This window comes from Gordonia jinghuaiqii (assembly GCF_014041935.1).
Classification (GTDB): domain Bacteria; phylum Actinomycetota; class Actinomycetes; order Mycobacteriales; family Mycobacteriaceae; genus Gordonia; species Gordonia jinghuaiqii.
The window spans coordinates 3,983,698-4,007,143 of sequence record NZ_CP059491.1 but is presented as its reverse complement, the minus strand read 5'-3'; the positions used below and the strand labels follow the sequence as shown (position 1 = coordinate 4,007,143).

The 23,446-nt window shown below is 69.6% G+C and carries 2 protein-coding genes (1 of these 2 cut by a window edge); both read left to right on the top strand.

Features of this window, described 5'->3' with window-relative positions:
* Positions 1 to 510 precede the first annotated feature (510 nt).
* Entirely contained in the window at positions 511 to 8,679 is an 8,169-nt protein-coding gene (locus tag H1R19_RS17775; RefSeq protein WP_257865689.1) for an amino acid adenylation domain-containing protein, read from the top strand.
* Positions 8,676 to 23,446, top strand: the 5' portion of a protein-coding gene (locus tag H1R19_RS17770) for a non-ribosomal peptide synthetase (protein ID WP_219849706.1). The gene runs 20,020 nt beyond the window's last position; 14,771 of the gene's 34,791 nt are visible here — the first part of the coding sequence; it begins with the start codon at positions 8,676 to 8,678; its stop codon lies beyond the right edge, outside the window. Before H1R19_RS17775 ends, H1R19_RS17770 begins: the two co-directional genes overlap by 4 nt.

The window sequence follows — 23,446 nt, the reverse complement described above, 5'->3', positions numbered from 1 at the left end:
CCGATTGATACCGGCACACGATTCTTCAATCCAAGATACGCAGCCACCTGATCCGTTGTGACGAACCTCGGGCTCATGGGCGATTCCGCCACCGTCACCGGCCGGGACGCTCGGGGCACGTCGTTCGCACGACTCACAAGGCGTTACGGTGGTTCAGGCGGTAGAACTTCCAAGGAGATCGTGGTTCGCTTCTTCGGTGTTACCCCGCCGAGACCGACGGTGCGGGCCTGAAGCTGACGGGCTTGTAACGCGCGAGGCCCGAGACTCGAAAACACCATGTGATGTTCCGACCCCGATCAACCCGATCCTCAACCGGCGAAGGAATACGCCCACCGGCTAGGAATGGCTAGCCCGAGATTTAGATTAATTAATTCGGTCACAAATGACTGGTATTTTCGTGATAGTGCGTTGCGGGCGAAGGGAGGTTGATATGAGTGCGAGTATGTCGTTCGACGTTCGACACGCCATGTCGAACCGCTGGACCCCGCTACCTGAACGCCGGAGTGTGCCTTGACGACACCGAACGCGCCCGTGCCCGACGAACGCCCGGCCCAGCCGGAGTCCGGTCCCGACGAGGTGGCAACGGACACGGCGAGCCCGGACGGTTCGACCGCCGGTGACCTGACCGCCGGTTCCCACGCCTCGCCGGAAGTGTTGGAGCTCACCGCTGCGCAGCGCGGAATGTGGTTCGCGGAGCGGCTCTCCCCGGGCTACTCGGTCACGATCGCACAGTATCTCGATCTCCGGCACGAGCCCGACGGGCTCGATCACGAACTGCTCGTGGACTGCATGAAGGCGGCAGGCCGGGTGCTCGAAGCTCCCTATGTGCGAATTGTCGAAGAGGACGGCAACATTCGCCAGATCGTGGATTCCACGATGGTCCAAGAGGTCGACATCATCGATTTCCGGGCGGCGGACAACCCGTTCGACGCCGCCAATTCGTGGATGCTCGACGAGTATCGGCGGCCGGTCGATATTCTCGACGATCGCCTGAACGTCACCGCGCTGCTCCGGGTCGCCGACGATCGGACCCTCTGGTACAGCCGCGGCCATCACATCGTCGTCGACGGATACTCGGCGCTGACATTCATCCGGATGTCGGTCGAGCGCTACAACGCAGCGATCAGCGGCACCGAGCTGCAGGAGAAGCCGCTCGCGAGCATGGCCGAGGTGGTCGCCGACGATCAGAAGTACCGGTCGAGCAGCCGCCGGCAGGCCGACGCGGAGCACTGGCGTTCGCGGGTCGCCGAACTGCCCGAGCGTGTGACGCTGTCGCGTCGCGGGGCGTCGGCGCCGCTGACCCCGGTCAACCTGGTCTCCTCCACCACCCTCGCGACCGACCGCCTGCGCCGCCTCGAGGCCATGTGCGCCGACCTCAACTCGTCGGCCGCTGTCGTCCTGACCGCGGCTTTCAGTGCGTTTCTGGCGCGGATGTCCGGTTCGGACGACATCGTGCTCACCCTGCCGGTCACCGGTCGCGCCACCGCCAAGATCAAGCGAGCGGGCGGCATGCTCGCGAACCTGCTGCCGGTCCGAAGCCGTGGTGTCACCGAGGGCAGTGTCCGTGACCTCGTCGAGAAGGTGCAGATCGAGCTGACCGGCGCCCTGCGTCACCAGCGCTACCGCGTGGAGGACATCCGTCGCGACGCCGGTCTGCTGGACTCCGCGTCGGGCTCCTTCGGGCCCGTGGTGAACATGATGTTCTTCGACAAGCCCATCGAGGTGGCAGGCGCCGAGGCGCAGTACCACATCCTGTCCTCGGGCGTCCTCGAGGACACGCTCCTCAACCTCTACCAGGCCAGCCCCGGTGCTCCGCTGGTCATCGACCTGCACGGCAACCCCGGCCTGTACACCCAGGACGAGCTCGATGCGCTCCACGCGCGTTTCGTCGACTTCCTCGCCGACTTCACCGCGCCGGAGTACGTCGACGAGCTCGTCGTCGACGTCCCGATCCTGACCGACTCCGACCGAGCCCTGCTCGGCCGTCTCCCCGAGCCCGGGGGACCGACGCGCAACGCCGCGCGGTCGATCGTCGAGGTCTTCGGCGACGTGGCGCAACGCTTCGGGTCCCGCGGCGCGACGACCGACGCCGACGGCACCACCCTGACCTACCGTGAGCTCGACGAACGCTCCGACGCCGCGGCTGCAGCCTTGCGCGCCAAGGGGATCGGGACCGGGTCGCTCGTCGGAATCGCGACCCGGCGTGACGTCGGCCTGATGGTCGCCATCCTCGGGGTGCTCAAGACCGGTGCGGCCTACCTGCCGCTGGACACCACGAATCCCGCCGACCGGCTGAGCTACATCGTCTCCGACGCCGCGCCGGCATGCGTCATCACCGACGCCGACGCACACGAATGGGTGGGCGACACCCCGGTCATCTCCATCGGCGAGCTCGTCGACGGCGGGGCCGCCGCCGCACACGCGCAGCCGGCCCACGCCCCGCTCGCGGGCAGTACCGCCTACGTGATCTACACCTCGGGTTCCACCGGCCGCCCGAAGGGAGTCGCCGTCCCGCACAGTGCGGTCCTCACCCTGCTGGACGCCTCGGCCGCCGACTTCGACTTCACCGCGGACGACGTCTGGACCGTATTCCATTCCTACGCTTTCGATTTCTCGGTCTGGGAGATCTTCGGTCCGTTGCTCACCGGTGGCCGCGCGCTGATCGTCGACCGGGCGGTCGCGCGCGAGCCGGACGAGTTCCTGGCACTGGTGCGGCGCGAAGGTGTCACGGTGGCCTCGCTGACGCCGTCGGCGTTCTACGTGTTCAGCGACGCCCGGCGCCGCAGTTCGCAGCGGCTTCCGTTGCGCTACATCGTCTTCGGTGGTGAAGAGCTCCGCTTCGACGAGGTGTCGCGCTGGTATGACGACTTCGGCGACGACGTCGCCCTGGTCAACATGTACGGCATCACCGAGACGACCGTGCACGTCACCTTCCGTCCGCTGGACCCCGAACTCGTTCGCGGACACAGCGGAAGCATGATCGGCCGCCCGCTGGCTTCGCTGGCGTTGCGCGTCCTCGACCGCCGGCTGCGGCCGGTGCCGGAGCACGCTGTCGGCGAGATCTATGTGGCCGGTGCGCAACTCGCGGACGGTTACCGCAATCAGCCCGCGCTCACCTCGACCCGATTCGTCGCCGACCCGGACGGGTCGGGTGGACGGCTGTACCGGACCGGCGACCTCGGCCGTCGTGTCGGTGACGACGTCGAGTACATGGGTCGCGCCGACGACCAGGTCCAGCTTCGCGGGTTCCGGATCGAACTCGGTGAGGTGGAGACCGCGTTGCGGGCCGTCGACGGGGTGTCGGCGGCCGCCGCTGTGGTCGTCGACGCCGGCACGGGTCCCAAGCTCGTGGGATACGTGAGCGTCGAGGAGTCCTCGGGTCTCGACCCGGTCTCGGTGCGCGAGGCCGTCCGCAACCGGGTCCCCGGGTACATGGTCCCCGACCTGGTGATGCTCGTCGACGCGTTGCCGCTCACGGCGAACGGCAAACTCGACCGCCGCGCGTTGCCCGAACCCGTCCAGACCGCGACGTCGGAGTTCCTCGCACCCGAGACCGCCACCGAGGAGCGGCTCATCTCACTCGTCGCCGGTGTGCTGGGTCGCGACACCGCCGCGGAATCCGACGCCGCAGGTACCCCCGACACGCGGATCAGCATGCGCGACAGCCTGTTCACCGTCGGCGGCGACTCTCTCGACGCCGCACGCCTGGTGGCACGCATCCGCGAGGAGTTCGAGACCTCACTGCCCCTCACCGAGCTGTTCGAGAGCGAGGACTTCGTCGACCTCGCCCGGCGGATCGACCGCGCCGGCTCGGTGCGGTTGCCCTCGGCGGCGTCGCGGGTGACGCAGCGTCCCGACATCCTGCCGCTGTCGCCGGCCCAGACCCGCCTCTGGTTCGTCAATCGGATGGACCCCGAGGCGCCGACCTACAACATGGCCGGTGCGGTCACCCTCGGACTCGACCACGACGCCGAGGCGCTGCGTGCCGCCTTCGCCGCGGTCGTGGACCGGCACGAGCCGCTGCGCACCAGGTATCCGGCCGTCCACGGCGAGCCGACCCAGGACATCCTGTCCGCCGAAGACGTCGCCGACACCGTCATCGCGCCGGTACGTGAGGTCGCGCCGTCCGCGGTGAGCGCGACGATCACCGAATTGTCCTCGCAGGGCTTCGATCTCGTCTACGAGGTGCCTGTACGGTGCCACGTGCTCAAGACGTCGGAGAGCCTCGTCGTGGTGATCGTGCTGCATCACATCTGTGGTGACGGTCTCTCGTTGACCCCGCTGGTGCGCGACCTCATGCACGCCTACGAGGCGGTGCGGGCCGACCGCGCGCCCGAGTGGGAGCCACTGCCGCTGCAGTACGTCGACTACACGCTCTGGCAGCGGGATGTCCTCGGCGACCCCGACCACGCGGGATCGGTCGCCCACGACGAACTCGAGTTCTGGTCGCGCGAGCTGGCCGGGCTCGACGACATGATGGACCTGCCGACCGACCGCCCGCGACCGGCGGTGTCGACCGGGGAGGGCGACTATCTGGACCGCGTCATCGGTACCGGAACCGTCGCCGAGATCTCCACTCTCGCAACGCGCAACCGGTCCACTCCGTTCCAGGTCCTGCACGGCGCCCTGGCCGTGCTGCTGTCGCGGCTGTGGGGCGGCGAGGACGTCACCATCGGTACCGCGGTGGCCGGCCGGGACGATCCCGCGTTCGCCGATCTCGTGGGTATGTTCGTGAACACCATCGTGCTGCGCACCCGGGTTCGCCCCGGCGAGAGCGCCGACGAGGTCGTCACCGCGAGTCGCCGGGTGAGTGCCCGTGCACTCGCGCACGCACACGTGCCGTTCGAACAGGTCGTGCAGGCCGTCGCACCGGATCGCTCGCTGGCGCAGTCGCCGCTGTTCCAGGTGATGATGACCTGGCAGCACGACCGCCTCGGCGCGGTCGAGGGCGGTTTCGGCGCGCGGTTGCTCGATGCCCGGGTGCCGGCCGCCAAATACGACCTGCACATCGCCTTCACTCAGGTCGACCGCGCCGGCGGCCCCGAGATCGTCGCCGAATTCGGTTACGCCACCGAACTGTTCGACCGTTCGACCGTCGCGGCGATCGCCGACGAGTTCGAGCGGGTCCTCGGCGCCATGTTGCGCGCCCCGCAGGCGCCGGTCGGCAGGATCGACCTGCTGCCCGCCGACGAGGCGCGGGCGCTGACCACGATCCACCGGGCGGCGCCGCACAAGGCGTTTCGCGACGTGATCGTCGAGGCCGCGGCCCGCCCCGGCGGATCGTCGGTCGCGCTGTCCGGCGACGTCGTCGTCACCCGCGAGCTCTTCGAGGCCCGCACCAACCAGATCGCCCGCGAGCTGATCCGGCTCGGAGCGCGGGCCGGAGACGTGATCGCGATCGAGATCGGGCGCTCCACGCTCTCGGTGATCGCCACGGTGGCGGTCATCAAATCGGGTGCCGCGTTCGTCCTGATCGACCCGACCTACCCCTCCGAGCGGCGCGAACGGATGCTCGGCGTCTCGGGTGCCGACCTCGGGCTCACACGGGCGGGCCACGCCGCGACGCATCGCGTCGGCATGCAGTGGCTCGCGCTCGACGACCCTGACCTCGAGATGCAGATCGCCGGGCACAGCGGCGCGCCCGTCCGCGACGACGAACTGCCCGAGCCGGTCGACCTCGACGACCTGAGCTACCTGATCTTCACCTCCGGTTCCACCGGCATGCCCAAGGCGACCGGGGTCAGCAACCGGCAGGTCAACAACCTCGCGGTCAGCTCGGTGGAACGCTTCGGCGTCGACGCCGCGAGCAAGGTCCTGCATGTGGCGTCGCCGAGTTTCGACGTGTCGATCCTCGAACTGATCCTCGCACTGTGCTCGGGTGGTGAGCTCGTGGTCGCCGGCGTCGACGAGTACGCCGGTGACGCGCTCACCCGGGTGATCGCCGACGGCGGTGTCACCCACGCGATGATGACCCCGTCGGTGCTCGCCACGATCGATCCGGCGAATGTGCCCACGCTGCAGACGATCATGGCCGCGGGCGAGGCCTGCAGCATCGAACTCGTCCGCCGGTGGTCCAAGCGACGCTTCTTCAACGCCTACGGTCCCACCGAGGCGACCGTCATCGTGACCGTCGACGGCCCGATGTCGGCGGATGATCAGGTCACGATCGGCACCGCGTGGGACGGGGTCGGAGCCTTCGTCCTCGACCACGCATTGCGCCCCGCGCCCAGCGGCGTGCCCGGCGAGCTCTACCTCGCCGGCGACCAGGTGGCTCTCGGTTACCTCGGCATGGCGTCGTTGACGTCGGAACGCTTCGTGGCCAACCCGTTCGGGCACGGACGCCTCTACCGCACCGGTGATCGCGTCACCCGGCGCCCCGACGGTCGGATCATCTACCACGGCCGCAACGACTTCCAGATCAAGATCCGCGGCCTGCGCATCGAACCGGGCGAGGTCGACGCAGTGCTCGAGGAGCACCCCGACGTGGTGACCAGCCTCAGCGTCGGCGCGCCCGCACCGAGCGGCGAGACGCTGCTCGTGACGTACGTCACGATCGCCGCGGACTCGACCGTGGGCCCGGAGACGTTGCTGCACTTCGCATCCGGCCGCCTGCCGCGACACATGGTGCCGCATACGGTGATCATCGTCGACCACTTCGAACTGACCCCGGTCGGCAAGATCAACCGCAAGGCGCTGCCCACGGTCGACCTGTCGACCGCAGACGAGTACGTGGCGCCGCGCTCGCAGCTAGAGACCGTGATCGCCGGCGTGTTCGCCGAGGTCACCGGCCGCGACCGCGTGGGTGCGCGGGATGATTTCTTCGGTCTCGGCGGCACCTCGCTGTCGGCGGTCAAGGTCACCGCCCGACTCGGGGAGGTCCTCGGCCGCACCGTCTCGGTGCGCGAACTGTTCGAGGCGGCCACCGTCGGTGAACTCGCCGAACGGCTGACCACCTCCGCGGCCGGGGAGACCGTGCCGCAGCTGCGTCCGCGGACGCGCGCGGAGATGGTGCCGGTCTCGACCATCCAGCGCGGTATGTGGATGCTCAACCAGGCCGATCCCGAGTCGTCGGCCTACAACGTCGCGCTCGCGCTGCGGGCCGAGGGACCCTACGACCACGACGCGATGCGCCGCGCCGTCGTCGACCTGGTGATGCGTCACGAGTCGTTGCGCACCACCTATCCGATGATCAACGGCGAGCCGATGCAGGTCATCATCCCTTCGGAGGTGGTGGTCGGAGAGCTCGACTTCCGCACCGTGAAGGTCACCGGCGAGGTGCGCGAGGCCATCGCCGAGATCACCGGCGAGGGTTTCGACGTGACGACGCAGGCGCCGGTGCGGATGGCCGTTCTCGAGGTCGCGCCCGAGGACCATGTACTGGTCTTCGTCGTGCACCACATCTGTGGCGACGGATCGTCGATGGCGCCGATGGCGCGCGACCTGATGAGTGCGTACGCGGCACGCCGTCGTGGCGTCGCACCGCAGTGGACGCCGCTGCCGGTGCAGTACGCGGACTTCACCCTCTGGCAGCTCGAGAAGCTGGAGAAGCTCAACGCCGACGGTCGCACCGAGTCCCAGACGCAGCTCGACTACTGGTCCGAGCGCTTACGCGGTGCGCCCGAGCTGATCAGCCTCCCGACCGACCGGCCGCGTCCCAAGCGGCCGAGCACGGCCGGCGGACTCCTCGAGTTCACTGTCGCGGCCGACCTCGTCGAGCGGCTGGAAACGGTTGCGCGCGAGAACAACAGCACCCTGTTCATGGTCGCGCACGCCGCGTTCGCGACGCTGCTCTCGCGACTGTCCGGCCAGGACGACATCGTGATCGGCACGCCGTACGCCGGACGTGACGATCGCGCGCTCGACGACGTCGTGGGCATGTTCGTCAACACCTTGGCGCTGCGAACCGAGATCCGGCCGCACGAGACCTTCGCCGGGTTGCTCGAGCGCGTGCGCCGCGAGGACCTCGCGGACATGGCCAACGCCGACGTGCCGTTCGAGAGCGTCGTCGGCGAGGTCCTGAAGACGCCGCCGACCGCGTACAACCCGATCTATCAGGTGATGTTCTTCTTCCAGAACCTCGACTTCCCGCCGGTGGAACTCGAGGGCCTGAAGGTCTCCCACATCCCCGAGGAGCTGGTCAGCGCCAAGGTGGACCTGCAGCTGACGCTGTACCCCGGAGGATCGCCCGCGGGCGGCGACGCCGACGGACCGATGCGTGGCCAATTCCATTACGCCACCGACCTGTTCGACGCCGACACGGTCGACACGCTCGCCGCGCGGTACATCCAGGTTCTGGAGGCGGTCGCCGATCAGGCCGACTGTATAGTCGGTGACATTGTGATCCACACTGTTGACGAGCTCTCCGTTGCCGACGACACCAGCATCGACCTCAGCCTCGCAGATCTGGTGGCCTCGGCAGGCCAGGTCGATCCGACCGCGGAGGCCGTGGCCGGTGGAGGCATGGCGGTGACCTTCGGCGACCTGTCGGCGGCGGCCACCGCGATGCTCGGTGTCCTCCCCGGCTCGGATGCCGACGCGGCGCTCACCATGGCGCTGATGAGCAGTGTGCCGGGTCTCGCCGCCGGCGGCCCCACCGCTCTCGACGATGCGCTCGCAACTCTTCGTGTCAACGCCGAGCGTCTCGTGGCAGGTGCCGCCCACGAGACCCGTCGGCCGTGACCGTCCCGATTCCAGGAGGCGTTGAGATTTCTCGTCCATGGGGTGCCGAGCCCGCGACGCTGAACCTGATCACCGAGGCGGCGGCACGTCAGCCAGACGCTGTCGCCTTCGAGGCGACCGCCGGGCCGGTGCCGTTCGGACGTCTCGCGTCCCAGGCCACGATGACCGCGAACGTGCTGGTCGCGCAGGGCCTCGACACCGACGCCGCGGTTGCGGCCACGGTGACCGGCCTGCTCGCGGCCCCGGGACGCCCGCCGGCCGAGCTCGCCGTCGCCACGCAGCAGGCGCTCGCCGACATCCGCGGCGCGGCGGCGCAGGTGCTCGGCACCGAGGACTGGGGGAGTCTGCCCGGGGTCTTCCGGTCGACGGCGTCGCGATTCGGCGACCGGATCGCGGTCTCCGACCTCGAGGGGACCTCGCTGACCTACCGGCAGCTCGACGAGGCCTCCGACCTGGTGGCCGCGGGTCTCATCGCGGCCGGCGCCGGTCCCGAGCGGCTCGTCGGCGTCGCGCTGACCCGCGACGCCGAACTCATCGTCGCGCTGCTCGGTGTGGTCAAGTCGGGTGCGGCGTACCTGCCGCTGGATCGTTCACACCCGGTCGACCGTCTCCACTCCATCGTCACCGACGCCGACCCGGTCGTGATCATCACCGACCCGGACACCGCCGCACAGTGGCGCGGACACTTCGACGTCGAGATGCACACCGTCGGCGAGATCTCCGCCGAACTCACCGCGGCGGAGGCGCGCGGGCGGCTCCCGCAACGCGTCGACCCGTCGCACCCCGCCTACGTCATGTACACCTCCGGTTCCACCGGGAAGCCGAAAGGCGTTGTCGTCACGCATGACAACGTCATCTCGTTGCTGGCCGCGATGGACGAGATGTACGACTACACCGAAGACGACGTCTGGACCATGTTCCAGTCCTACGCCTTCGATGTCTCGGTCGGCGAGATCTGGGTGGCACTGGCCTGGGGTGGCCGCCTGGTGGTCCTGGACTACCTCACCACCCGGTCGCCGATCGACTTCGCCGCCGTCCTCGAACGCGAACAGGTCACGATCGTCAACCTGACACCGTCGGCCTTCTACCAGCTCGCCGCCGCCGTCCGGCCACCGACCGGTGCCCGGCTCTCCCCGTCGGTGCGATCGATGATCTTCGTCGGCGAGGCACTCGACTTCGAACAGGTACGGCGCTGGCAACTCGACCGGCAGGCCGCCGACGGCAACGACGGCCCCCAGCTCAACAACATGTACGGTCCCACCGAGGCGACGGTCTACATGACCCGGCGCGAACTGACGGTGGACTTCGTCGCCTCCACGGCCGCATCCGATGTCGGCGGACCGATACCGGGTACCCGCACCTACATCCTCGATCGCCGGCTGATGCCGGTGCCCGACGGCGTCCCCGGCGAGCTGTACATCGCGGGACCGCAGGTCGCGCGCGGGTACGCCGGCCGGTTCGAGCTGAACGTCGCCCGCTTCATCGCCGACCCGTACGACTCCGACGGCGGTCGGATGTACCGCACGGGCGACGTGGCGATACCACGCGCCGGCAGCATCGAGTTCATCGGGCGCAGCGACGCGCAGGTGAAACTGCGCGGCTTCCGCATCGAACTCGGCGAGGTCGAGGCGGCGTTGCTCGCCGCACCCGGGGTGAACGCCGCGGCGGCCGCGATCAAGAAGCGCGAGAACCACATCGACCACATGGTCGGCTATGTGACCGGCGCCGACCTCGACACCGCGGCCATCCGCGCCGCGGTTGCGACCGCGGTGCCCGACTACATGGTCCCCGACGTCGTCGTCGTACTCGACCAGCTGCCGCTGAACGTCAACGGCAAACTGGATCGGGCCGCACTGCCCACCCCGGTGATGACCGGTGAAGCCGAATTCGTCGCGCCCGAAGGAGAATTGGAGAACCGGCTCGCCGACATCGGTGCCGAACTCCTCGGCGTCGACCGGCTCGGTGCCACCGAATCCATCTTCGACCGCGGCGGCAACTCACTCGTCGCGGCGCAGTTCGCCGGGCGTGCGAGCGAGGTCCTCGAGGTCGCGGTCGGCGTCCGAGACGTCTTCGAGTGTCCGACGATCCGCGAACTCGCCGCCCGGGTGGCCGACCGGGTCCACGTCGAACGGCCCGAGCTCGTGGTCGTCGAACGGCCCGACCGCATCCCGTTGTCCTATGCGCAGCAACGCCTCTGGTTCCTCGCCGAACTCGAACCGGAGAGCGGCGTCTACAACATCCCGCTCGTCCTGCGGTTCGCCGGCCACCTCGACGCCGAGCGACTCGACGCTGCGGTGCGAGACGTCCTGCGCCGCCACGAGGCACTTCGGACTCGTTTCCCCGCGACGGACGGCGTGCCGCACCAGGTCGTGTGCGACCTCGACGACGCGCTCGGTGACGTCGTGGTCAATCCACCGGTGGCGGTCGCGGCGGGCGATGCCGAGTCCCTGATCGGTGAGCTCGTCCACGCCCCGTTCGACCTGCATTCCGCTCCGCCGCTGCGTATCCGTCTGCTGAGCTTCTCCGACACGGACTACGCACTGGTGTTCGTCGTCCACCACGTGATCGCCGACGGCGCCTCGGTGGCCCCGCTGGCCCGCGACGTCATGGTCTCCTACCGCGCGCGGCAGGACGGCAGCGAGCCGGACCTGGGCAAGCTCAGCGTCCAGTACGCCGACTACACCCTGTGGCAGCGCAACGTTCTCGGCGATCCCGGTTCCCCCGAATCGATTGCCGGACAACAGCTGTCGTACTGGCGCGACGCCCTGCGCGGCGCGCCGGAACTGCTCGACCTCCCCCTGGACCACGTGCGTCCGCGGGTGCAGAGCAAGATCTCGCGGCGTTACGCCTTCACCATCGGCTCCGGCCTCGCCGAGCAGCTCGACGATCTCGCACGCCAACAGAACATCTCGGTGTTCATGCTGCTGCACTCGCTGTGGCTCGTGGTGCTCCACCGGGTCAGCGGCAGCACCGACATCAGCGTCGGCACGCCGTTCGCCGGGCGAGGCGAACGTGCCCTCGACGATCTCGTCGGCATGTTCGTCAACACGCTCGTGCTGCGCACCGAATTCGATCCGCGCGCGAGCTTCTCCGAGCTGACCGACGTCGTGAAGGACCGCGATCTCGCCGCCATGTCCAATGCCGACGTGCCGTTCGAGATGGTCGTCGACGCCCTGCAGGTGCCGCGGACCAGCTCACACGCCCCGCTGTTCCAGGTCGCGCTCGCCCTGCAGGACCACCTCGAGCACACCTTCGAATTGCCCGGTGTGGCAGCGGAGTTCGTCGAGCAGGAACGTGCGCTCACCGATTACGACCTGAACATCACCTATGTGCAGAGCTTCGCCAACGAGCAGCAGGGTGACGGCTACTACCTGTCGGGCACGATCGACTTCGCCGCCGACCTCTTCGAACCGGAGACCATCGCGCGGTTCGTCGACTACTTCGAGCACGTCGCCCGCCAGGCCCTCGACGACGCCGATCTGGCGGTCCGCGACTTCGAGATCATGGAGGCCGCGCACAGCGACGCCATGGTCTCCAGCGGCGGCCTCGCGGCGCCGTCGGTGACGCTGGGGGAGATGTTCACCGCAGCCGCAGGCGACCGTGCGGCGATCGCCGCGGTCAGTGGCGGGCGCGAACTCACCTACGGCCAGCTCGACGATGCCGCCGGTGTGCTGGCGCAGCGCCTGATCGCGCTCGGCGCGGGCCCCGAGCGTGTCGTCGTCAGTGCCTTTCCCCGCGGGCTCGTCGGCCAGATCGTGCTGTGGGCCATCGCGAAATCGGGTGCGGTGTACTGCCCCGTGGATCCCGCCTATCCGGCGGATCGCATCGCGGCCATCGTCGAGGACTCGGCCGCACGGATCGGTGTGGTGGGCGAGGTGCACGCCGACACGATGCCCGCGGGTCCGCAATGGGTCTCGTTGCCCGACGATCTCGATGAGCTGCTGGTCGACTCAGGCACCGCGGTCCCGCCAACACCCGAGATCCACACCGCCGGCGACACCGCCGGCGACACCGCCGCCTACCTGATCTTCACCTCGGGATCGACCGGCCGTCCCAAGGGCGTCGTGGTGACCCACCGCGCGCTGGCCAACGTCGCCACCCTCGCCGCCCGGCGGTACGGCCTGAACCCGTCCTCGCGCATGCTGGCGGTCAGCTCGCCGAGCTTCGATGCCTCGGTGTTCGAATTCCTGCTCGCCTACGGCAACTCGGCCACTCTCGTCCTCTCGCCGCCCGAGGTGTACGGCGGTCCCGAGCTGGGCGCGCTCATCGTCGACGAGCGGGTCACCCATGCGGTGATCGTGCCGAGCGTGCTGGCCACCGTCCCCGAGTTGCCCGCCGACGCGCTGCCCGTGCTGATGACCGCGGGCGAGGCGCTGCCCACCGCCGAGATCGACCGCCGCGCAGGCGATCCCGACGATCCCTCGGGCCGTCGGATGTACAACCTGTACGGTCCGTCGGAGGCGACCATCATCGCCACGTCGACCGATGCGCTGCGTACCGGGGAGCCGGTACACATCGGCTCGCCGGTCGAGGGCATCACCGCGCTGGTGCTCGACGATGCGCTGCGACCGGTGCCGATCGGTGTCGTGGGAGAGCTCTATCTCGCGGGACCGCCACTCGCCCGCGGCTACGCACGCCAGCCCGCCCGCACCGCGGAGCGGTTCGTCGCCGATCCGTACGGCGTTGCCGGGCAACGCATGTACCGCACCGGCGACCTCGTGCGCTGGACCCCGGGAATGGAGCTCGAGTACGTCGGACGTGCCGACTTCCAGGTCAAGATCCGCGGTCTGCGTATCGAACTCGGCGACGTCGAGGCCGCGCTGCGCGACCTCGACGAGATCGCCTCCGCGGTGGCCGTCGGCGTCGAGACGCCGGCCGGCGCCAGACTGTGCGGCTACGTCACCCCCGCACCCGGACACGTGATCGACGTGGACCGCGTGCTCGCCGCGATCGGCGAGCGGCTGCCGTCGTACATGGTGCCCGAATCGCTCGTCGTGCTCGATGAGATCCCGCTCAACCCGGTCGGCAAGGTCGACCGAAAGGCGTTGCCCGCGCCCGAGTTCCGGACCTCCAGCGTCTTCGTTCCGGCCGCCGACGACACCGAGACGACGATCGCGGCGGTGTTCGCCGATGTCCTCGGGATCGACGCCGCCGCCATCAGCGTCGTCGACTCCTTCTTCGAGCTCGGCGGCAACTCGCTGTCGGCCACCCGGCTCGCCGCCCGGGTGGGCGAGGCGACCGACGCCGATGTCACCGTGCGCACCGTCTTCGACGCACCCACCGTGCGTGCGCTGGCCACCGCGCTGCGCTCGGGTACCCGGCGTCTGCCTGCGATCACCGCGGGGCGGCGCTCCGGCCGCCCGCCGCTGAGCCTCGCCCAGCAACGGATCTGGTACATCAACCAGCTCGACCCGTCGTCGGGTGCGTACAACATCCCGCTCGCCCTGGAGATCTCGGGCGAGCTGGATTACGAGGCGCTACGCGGCGCGCTGACCGATGTGGTGATGCGCCACGAGGTGTTGAGGACCCGCTTCCCGGTCGACACCGACGGATCGCCCTATCAGCTCATCGCCCCGGCGACCCACGCCGCACAGGTGATCGACTTCGAGGTCGCGCCCGACGAGGCGGCACTGGAGGCCGCGGCCGGCGCCGGTTTCGACGTGGCCCAGGAGATCTCGCTGCGCGTCCGGTTGTACTCGGCGCCCGATCGGTCCGTGCTGCTCGTGGTGTTCCACCACATGATCGCCGACCGGGAGTCGATGACCCCGTTCGCTCGGGACCTGCTGGCCGCCTATGCGCGCCGGCGCAGTGAGGCGGCGGCCGAGCCGCCGGCACCGCTGGAGGTGCAGTACGCCGATGTCGCGGTCTGGCAACGCGAGGTCCTCGGCGACGCGGGTGACCCGGACTCGGTCCTGGGCGAACAGCTGGCCTACTGGCGCGAGAAGCTGGCGAATCTGCCGGAGGTGTCGACGGTCCCGACCGACCGGCCGCGCCCGCAGATCGCGAGCCTGCGCGGCGCCGAGCACACCTACGAGATCCCGGCAGACCTGACCGGCCGGATCGTCGACGAGGCGCGCCGCAGCGGCGCCACCCCCTTCATGGTCGTGCACGCGGCACTGGCGACCCTGCTGTCGCGGGTCACCGCGGTCGGTGACGTGGTCGTCGGCACCACAGTGGCCGGGCGCGGGCAACCCGTGCTCGACCCGCTCGTCGGCATGTTCGTCAACACCCTGGTCCTGCGCACCGAGATCGCCGGTGCGCGTAGCTTCCGGGAGGTCCTGGCCGAGGTCCGCGGCACCGATGTCGCCGCGTTCTCCCATGTGGACGTGCCGTTCGAGTCCTTGGTCGACGAGCTCAACCCGGTTCGTTCGCAGGCGTATGCGCCGCTCGCGCAGATCATGCTGTCGCTCGACGACATCGAGCTGCCCGACCTGACCGTCGATGATCTGACCATCCGCCCGATCGGTCCCGGGGACACCTCCGCCAAGGTCGACCTGACGTTCGGCTTCACCCCGGCGCAGGGCGCCTGGGGTGCTCGGATCACCTACGCCACTGACCTTTTCGAGGCCGAGACGGTCGCCCGGATGGCCTCGATGCTCGTGCGTCTGCTCGATGGCCTGCTGACTCACCCGGATACCCCGGTGGCCGACCACCCGCTGACGGCCGGCAGCACCGAGGTGCTCGAGAGCGCCTCGCGCGGACCGGTCGGTGCGGTGGACGAGGCACTCGTCCCCGATCAGTTCGCGGCCCAGGTGTCGCGGACACCGGAGGCGATTGCGCTCGTCTCCGGAGACGCCCGGCTCACCTTCGCCGAGCTGGGTTCTCGCGTCTGGTCACTCGGTCGCCGGCTGATCGCGGCCGGCGTCGGCCCCGAGGTGCCGGTCGCGGTCTGGATGCAGCGCTCGACCGACCTCGTCGTCGCCCTGCACGCCGTGCTCGCCGCGGGTGGGCAGTACATCCCGATCGATCCGGACGCCCCTGCGGACCGGGTGCGGCACATGGTTGACACCGCGGGCGCGACGATCGCGATCGTCGACGCCGAGACCGTGGGGGCACCGGATTCGATCCCGGGCATCACCACGACGATCCGGGTGGACGAGAGCGGCGACGAGTCCCTCGCCGACGGCCCGATCCGCGACGAGGAACGCCGCGGCGCCCTGCACCCGGCATCGGCGGCGTACACGATGTTCACCTCGGGATCGACCGGCCGGCCCAAGGGTGTGACCGTCCCGCACGGCGCGCTGCGCAATCGCCTGAGCGCCGACCGTGCCGCGTTCGATGTCGGGTCCGACGACGTCCTGCTGTTCAAGACCCCGCACACCTTCGACGCCTCTGTGCGCGAGCTCTTCTGGCCTGCGGTCACCGGGGCGCGACTGGTGGTCGCACGCCCCGGCGGGCAGGGCGATCCGGCCTATCTCGCCCGGACGATCGCCGACCACGGCGTCACCGTCGTGCACTTCGTGCCGTCGATGCTGGCCGTGTTCCTCGACCTCGTCCACCCCGGTGAACTCGCGCGGCTGGGACATGTGCGCCGGGTGTTCACCGGCGGCGAGGCGCTGAGTCCCGCACTCGCGCAGAAGGCGTTGCGCGCCATCCCCGGTGCGCGACTGTTCAACCAGTACGGCCCCACCGAGACGACCGTGGACGTCACGAGCCGCGAGGTGGCGGCCGGTGACGCGATCGTGCCCATCGGCACACCCGGGCAGAACACCACGGTCGTCGTGCTCGACGAGCGGCTGCATCCGGTGCCGGTCGGGGTGGCCGGCGAGCTGTACGTCGGGGGACCGCAGGTCGCGCGCGGGTATGCCGCCCGGCCCACGCTGACCTCCGAACGTTTTGTCGCCGATCCCTCCGGGCTGCCCGGCGCCCGGCTCTACCGGACCGGCGACCGTGTGCGCTGGACCGCGGACGGTCAACTGGTCTATCTGGGGCGCAACGACTTCCAGATCAAACTTCGCGGACAGCGGATCGAACTGGGCGAGGTCGAGGCGGCGCTGGCCGCCGTGCCCGGTGTCCGCGGGGCCGCCGCCGACGTGGTCGGCCGCGCCGGCAACGAGAACCTCGTCGGCTACCTGACGGGCGAGGTCGAACCGGATGTGGTCGCGGCGTCGATCGCCGAGGTGTTGCCCGAGTACATGCGACCCACCGCGTGGGTGGTCCTCGACGAGCTGCCGATGACCTCGGCGGGCAAACTCGACCGCCGTGCGCTGCCCGAGCCGGCGGTGGTCGCCGACGACGACCTCGAACCGCGCACCGACACCGAGGCCGCGGTGGCCGAGGTCATCGCGGAGGTCCTCGACCTCGAGCGGGTGTCGTTGGGACAGAACTTCTTCGAGCTGGGCGGCAACTCCCTCGCCGCCATGCGGGTGGCTGCCCGGCTGGCCGACCGCTTCGGTACATCGCTCGGTGTCAGCTGGGTGTTCGAGGTGCCGACGGTCCGGGAACTCGCCGCCCGGCTCGACGGATCGGAATCCGCCGGGTCGGATCTGCGGCCCGTGGCGTGGAGCATCGCCGAGGTGTCGCGCCCCGACGAGGTGCCGCTGTCGCTCGCGCAGCGCCGGATGTGGATCGTCAACCAGCTCGACCCGACCTCACCGGTCTACAACCTGCCGCTGTGGATGACGGTGGAACCGCAGTCCGGTGAGGCCGCCTTCGACACCGCGGCCTTCCGGGCCGCCGTCGGCGACGTGGTGGCCCGCCACGAGATCCTGCGCACCGTCTACCCCCGGCAGGGGCAGACCGCGCACCAACTGATCCTCGCGCCCGATGTCGCGGATGCCCGCCTCGAATGGCTCGACGCCGAGAACCGTTCGCAGCTCGACGAACTCGCGGTCCGCGGCTTCGACGTCACCACCGACCTGCCGATCCGAGTGGGTATCGGGCGTACGGGCGACTCCTACACGGTCCTGCTCGTGCTCCATCACATCGCCGGCGACGGCGAATCCATGCGCCCGCTGCTGACCGACATCGTGACCGCCTATCGCGCCCGCGCGGCCGGCACGACCCCCGACTTCGCCCCGCTGCGCGCACAGTACGCCGACTACGCGGTGTGGCAACGCAAGTGGCTCGGTGACGCCGACGACCCGGATTCGATTCTCGCTGCGCAACAGGATCACTGGCGCACCCGGCTCCGCGGATTGCCCGACGTCCTGACGCTGCCCACCGATCGTCCACGCCCGCCGGTCATGTCCAACCGCGGCGACCGCGTCGTCTTCACCGTCGACCGCGCGATCGTCGACGGACTGCGACACACCGCGTCGGGTGCGGGCGCGACGATGTTCATGACGATCCACGCCGCGCTGGCCGCTCTGCTGGCGCGGATGTCGGGTATGTCCGACATCAGCATCGGCACCCCGGTGGCCGGACGTACGCATGCCGAGATCGAGGATCTCGTCGGCATGTTCGTCAACACGCTGGTGCTGCGCACCGAGGTGCCCGCCGACACCACGATCGAAGCGCTCGTCGCCGACGCGCGCTCGGTCGACGCCGACGCGCTGGCCAACGCCGACATCCCCTTCGAGGAACTCGTCGAGGTCCTCGCGCCGGTGCGATCGTCGGCATTCGCGCCGTTGACCCAGGTGTATCTGACCGTCGACGACGCGGCACTGCCCGGTGGTCTCGATGTCGGCGACGTGCGGATCTCGGTCCTCGAGCCCGCCGAACACTTCGCCCGGGTCGATCTGACGGTGAGCCTGACGATCACCCCGGACGGCACCATGTCCGGCCAGATCGTCTATGCCACCGACATCTTCGACGCCACCACCGTGGAGGCACTGGCCGACCGCTTCGTCCGGGTGTTGTCCGCGTTCGGTACCGACACCGCCGTGCCGGTCGGAGACATCCCGATCCTCGACCCGATCGAGTCGAAGGTGTTGGCACCGGTCTCAGGTCCCGCCGCGCATGACGCGATCCCGCTGGCCGAGATCTTCGGCCGCGCCGCCGCCACCTGGCCGGACAAGACCGCGGTCATCGCGGGCACCGACTCGGCGACCTACCGAGAGCTCGACGTCGCGTCGAATCGCCTTGCGCGCACCCTGATCGAGAAGGGGGTGGGCGCCGAAGACGTGGTCGCCATCGCGCTGGGGCGCTCGGTGGAGTTCCTCGTCGCGGTATGGGCTGTCGCCAAGAGCGGCGCCGCCTATGTCCCGGTCGACCCGAACTATCCGGTCGATCGCGTGACCCACATGGTGGTCGACTCGCAGGCGCGTCTCGGGCTGACGCTGACGACGTTCACCCCGATGCCCGGCGACGACGTCGAGTGGCTGGCGATCGACTCGCCCGTGGTTGCCGAACACGTTGCCGCAGCAGATGACTCGGCGATCGCGCCGACCGAACTGGTTCGCCCGGTGCGTCCGGAGAACATCGCCTACATCATCTACACGTCCGGTTCGACCGGCCTGCCCAAGGGCGTGGCCGTCACGCATTCGGGTCTGTACAACTTCGGTGTCGAGGAGACCCGGTCGACGGGGGCCGACACCGAGTCCCGGGTGTTGGGTTTCGCCTCGCCGAGCTTCGACGCCTCGGTCCTGGAATACCTGCTCGCGGCGGTGCCGGGCGCGACGATCGTCTACACGGCGGCAGGCGTTGTCGGCGGCGACGAACTGGAGTCGCTGCTCCGCGAACATCGGGTGACCCATTGCTTCCTCACCCCGACGGTGCTCGGCTCCATCGACCCCACCGAGGTCCCGGCGTTGACCGAGCTGATGATCGGCGGCGAGGCCGTGCCGGTGGCACTCAAGGACCAGTGGTCGCGCACCGGAAAGAACTTCCGCAACGGCTACGGACCCACCGAGACGAGCATGGTGGTCACCATCAGTGCGCCGCTCGCCGTCGGCAGGCCCGTCGTCCTGGGGGCCCCGCTGGCGGGCGTGGAGCTGCTCGTGCTCGACGATCGTCTACGGCCCGCACCGATCGGTGTGGCCGGCGAGCTGTACGTGGCGGGTGTCTGCCTGAGTCGTGGCTACCTGAACCGGGCGGGGCTGAGCGCTGCCCGGTTCGTCGCCGACCCCTTCGGTGAGCCGGGTCAGCGGATGTACCGCACCGGCGACGTCGTGCGCTGGATCCGAGACGACCGGGGTGCGCTGGTCGTCGACTACCTCGGCCGCAGCGACCATCAGGTCCAGTTGCGAGGCCAGCGCATCGAACTCGGCGAGATCGAGGCAGCGCTCGACGCCCATCCCGCGGTCGAGAGTGCGGTGGTCGTCGGCGTCGGTGGCGCCACCGCGACGGCCCTCGCCGCATACGCCGTCACCACCGGCAGTGTGGACACCGCCGAGTTGCGGGACCATCTCGAGCAGCGACTGCCCGCCCACATGGTGCCCGCGAGCATCGTGCTGCTGGACAGCTTCCCGCTGACACCGGTCGGAAAGCTGGACCGCGCAGCACTTCCCGCACCCGTGTTCGGTTCCGGCGAGAACTTCGTCGCGCCGTCGACCAGCACCGAACAGCAGATCGCCGATGTCGTCGCCGGCCTGCTCGGACGCGACGAGGTCGGCGTCACCGAGTCGTTCTTCGCACTCGGCGGCGATTCGATCATGTCGATCCAGTTGTCGTCGCTGCTCCGTAGCGCCGGGATCGAGGTCGCGCCCCGGGACATCTTCGAGCACAAGACCGTTCGCGCGCTCGCGGCGCTGGCCGCAGGCGGCGGCAGGGACCGGCTCGAGGAACTGCCCGGCGGCGGTCGTGGACCGGTGGACCTGCTGCCGGTGGCCCGTTGGATGCTGGACCGTTCCGACACCCCTGCCGACCACGCCGACTTCGCCCAGTCGCTCGTGGTGGCGTTGCCTGCCTCGGTGACCGACGAGGACGTCGCCGCTGTCCTGTCGGCCGTGGTCGACGCCCATCCGCTGCTCTGCGCCACCCTCGTCGACTCCGGCGACGCCCCACAGCTGATCGCCGGCGGCGCCTTCGACGCCGCGGCGGCCTACAGCACCCGCATCGTCGAATCCGTACCCGGCACCGAGGACTTCACCTCATCGGTGACCGAGGCACACGCACACGCGCTCGGGCTGTTGAATCCCGAGGCCGGGGCCATGCTGCAGTGCGTGGGAATCCGGCCGGCCGATGGTTCGACGGGTCGGCTCGTGGTGGCCATCCATCACGTCGTCGTCGATGCGGTGTCATGGCAGACCGTGATCGCCGATCTCGTCAACGCGGCCGCTCAACACCAACGGGGAGAGGCGATCTCGCTCCCCGCCGAAGGCACGTCGATGCGCCGCTGGGCGAGGGCGATCGCCGACATGGCCACCACACGGGCGGCCGAGGCCGACCTGTGGGACCGGATGCTCCCGGCCGATGCGGCCGCACTGTTCGACCCGCTCGATCGACGGCGTGACCGCGAGCACCGGCTCGAGACCCTGGTGACCCGCGTCGACCCGGCCGTCTCCGAGCCGGTCCTCGTCGATCTCCCGACCGCGTTCCGGACCCGCGTCAACGACGCCCTCCTCGCCGCGCTCGGCGTCGCCGTGTCCCGGTGGTTCGCCGAGCGTCCCGGCTCGCCCGCCGCGGCGACGCACAGGGCGCTGGAACGTGTCAGTGTGCTGGTGGAAGGACACGGTCGTGAAGAGCAGACCGTGCCGGGCGCCGACCTGACACGCACCGTGGGCTGGTTCACCACCATCTCCCCGGTCACCTTCCCCCTCGTGGGCGGGGAGCTCGTCGGTGGGGAGTTCGCCGGTGCCGACGCGGGGCAGTCCCTGATCGCCCAGGTCAAGCAGGTCAAGGAGGCGCTCAACTCGATGCCCGACAAGGGCATCGGCTTCGGCGTGCACCGGTACCTAATCCCGGGCTCACCGGTCGCCGACCGTGCACTGCCGGCGATCACGTTCAACTACCTCGGCAACGTCGCCGAGTCCGCCGGCGCGGAGTCCGCGGAGTCGGTCGACCTGACCGCCTTCGCACCCGTTCCCGAGCGATACGCACTGCCCGGCACGATCACCGGCGGAATGGTCGCCCCCGGTTCCCTGAACGTCAACGTCTCCACCGTGCAGACCGCCTCGGGTCGCTCCCTCGAGGTGCAGTGGGGTCGACTCCCGCAGGCGCTGAGCGAGTCCGAGATGCGCACGATCGCCACATATTTCGACGAGGCCCTCGCCGAGATGGTCCGCGCCGTGAGGAACGCGGGCGACGTCGGGCTCTCGCCGTCGGATGTGCCCGGGACCAACCTGACCCAGGCCGAGATCGACCGGCTCGCGGTCCGATACCCCGGCGCGCAGCTGTGGCCGCTCGCGGTGCTGCAGAAGGGTCTGCACTTCCAGTCCGAACTCGCCGCCGCGACCGAGGACGGGATCGACGTCTACATCGCGCAGTCGAGCGTCGACCTGCGCGGCGGGATCGACGCGTCACGTCTGTCGGACGCGATCGCCGCGGTGCTCGCTCATCACGCGGCACTGCGATCGGCATTCGTCCGCACCGACGAGGGCACCCCCGTCGCGGTCGTGCCGCCGACGGTGGAACCCGAACTCCTCGTCGTCGACCTGTCCGGAGAGGACGAGGCGACCGCACAGGCCCGCCTCGAGGAGTTCGCCGCCGAACAGAACACCCGCCCATTCGATCTCGCGCATCCGCCGCTCATCCGGTTCGCCCTGGTCACCCTGCCCGGCGATCGGCACCGGCTGATCGTGACCAACCACCACATCATCTTCGACGGCTGGTCGGCGCCGCTGATCCTCGCCGACCTGGTGTCGGTGTACCGCACCGGCTCCACCGTCACCGATGCCGGCGTGCCCTCACGGGTGGAGTTCGACGACTACCTGACCTGGCTCGAGGCGCAGGACTCCTCGGCCGGGATGGTCGCATGGCAGTCGGTACTCGCGCCCCTGGAACGTCCCACGCTGATCGGTTCGGGTCGTCCGGTCACCGCCGAGTCGCTCCCGCGGACGTCCGCGGTCCGCCTCGGCGCCGACCTCACCGCCGCGCTGCACGCCTTCGCGCGTGCCAACGAGGTGACGGTCGCCGAGACCATCCAGATGGCGTACGCGGTTCTGCTGTCCCGCATCACGGGCGCGACGACGGTTTCGTTCGGGGAGACCGTGTCCGGTCGCCCGTCGGTGATCGAGGGTGTGGAACGCACCGTCGGCCTGTTCATCAACACCATCCCGGTGGTCGTCGAACTCGACGCGGGCAAGAGCGTCGCCGATGCGGTGCGTGCACTCCACGCGACCAAGCTCTCGGTGCTCGATCATCAGCACATCGGGTTGGCCGAGATCACCGCCGAGTCCCCGTTCGGCGCCCTGTTCGACACCCTGACCGTCTACGAGTCCTACCCCGTCGACGCGGCGCAGGCAGTCGCCACCGCCGACGACGAGGCCGGCATGGGGGTCGAGGACGTCCTCATGTCCGACGCCACCCACTACCCGCTGACGCTCGGTGCGTCGCCGGTGGGCGACGACATCTCGATGTCGTTCAAATATCTGCCCGCGGAGATCTCGGCCGAGCGTATCGCCGTGTACCAGAAGGCTTTCGTGTCTCTGCTGGCGCAGCTGGTGGGCGACCCCGACGTCCCGGTCGCCGCACTGACGCTCCTCGACGCGCAGGCGCTGGAGGCCGAACACGAGCGGGTCGAACCGTTCGTGGCGACCCCGCACCGCGACACCGACCTCGTCACCTGGTTCCGGGAGGTCGCGGCACTGCACGCCGACCGCGTCGCACTCGACGCGGGTCCCGACTCGCTGACGTACGCCGAACTCGATCGCGACTCCGATGTCCTCGCCCAGCTCCTGCGCGAGCGTGGCGTGCGCCGCGGCGATCTCGTCGGTCTCGCACTGCC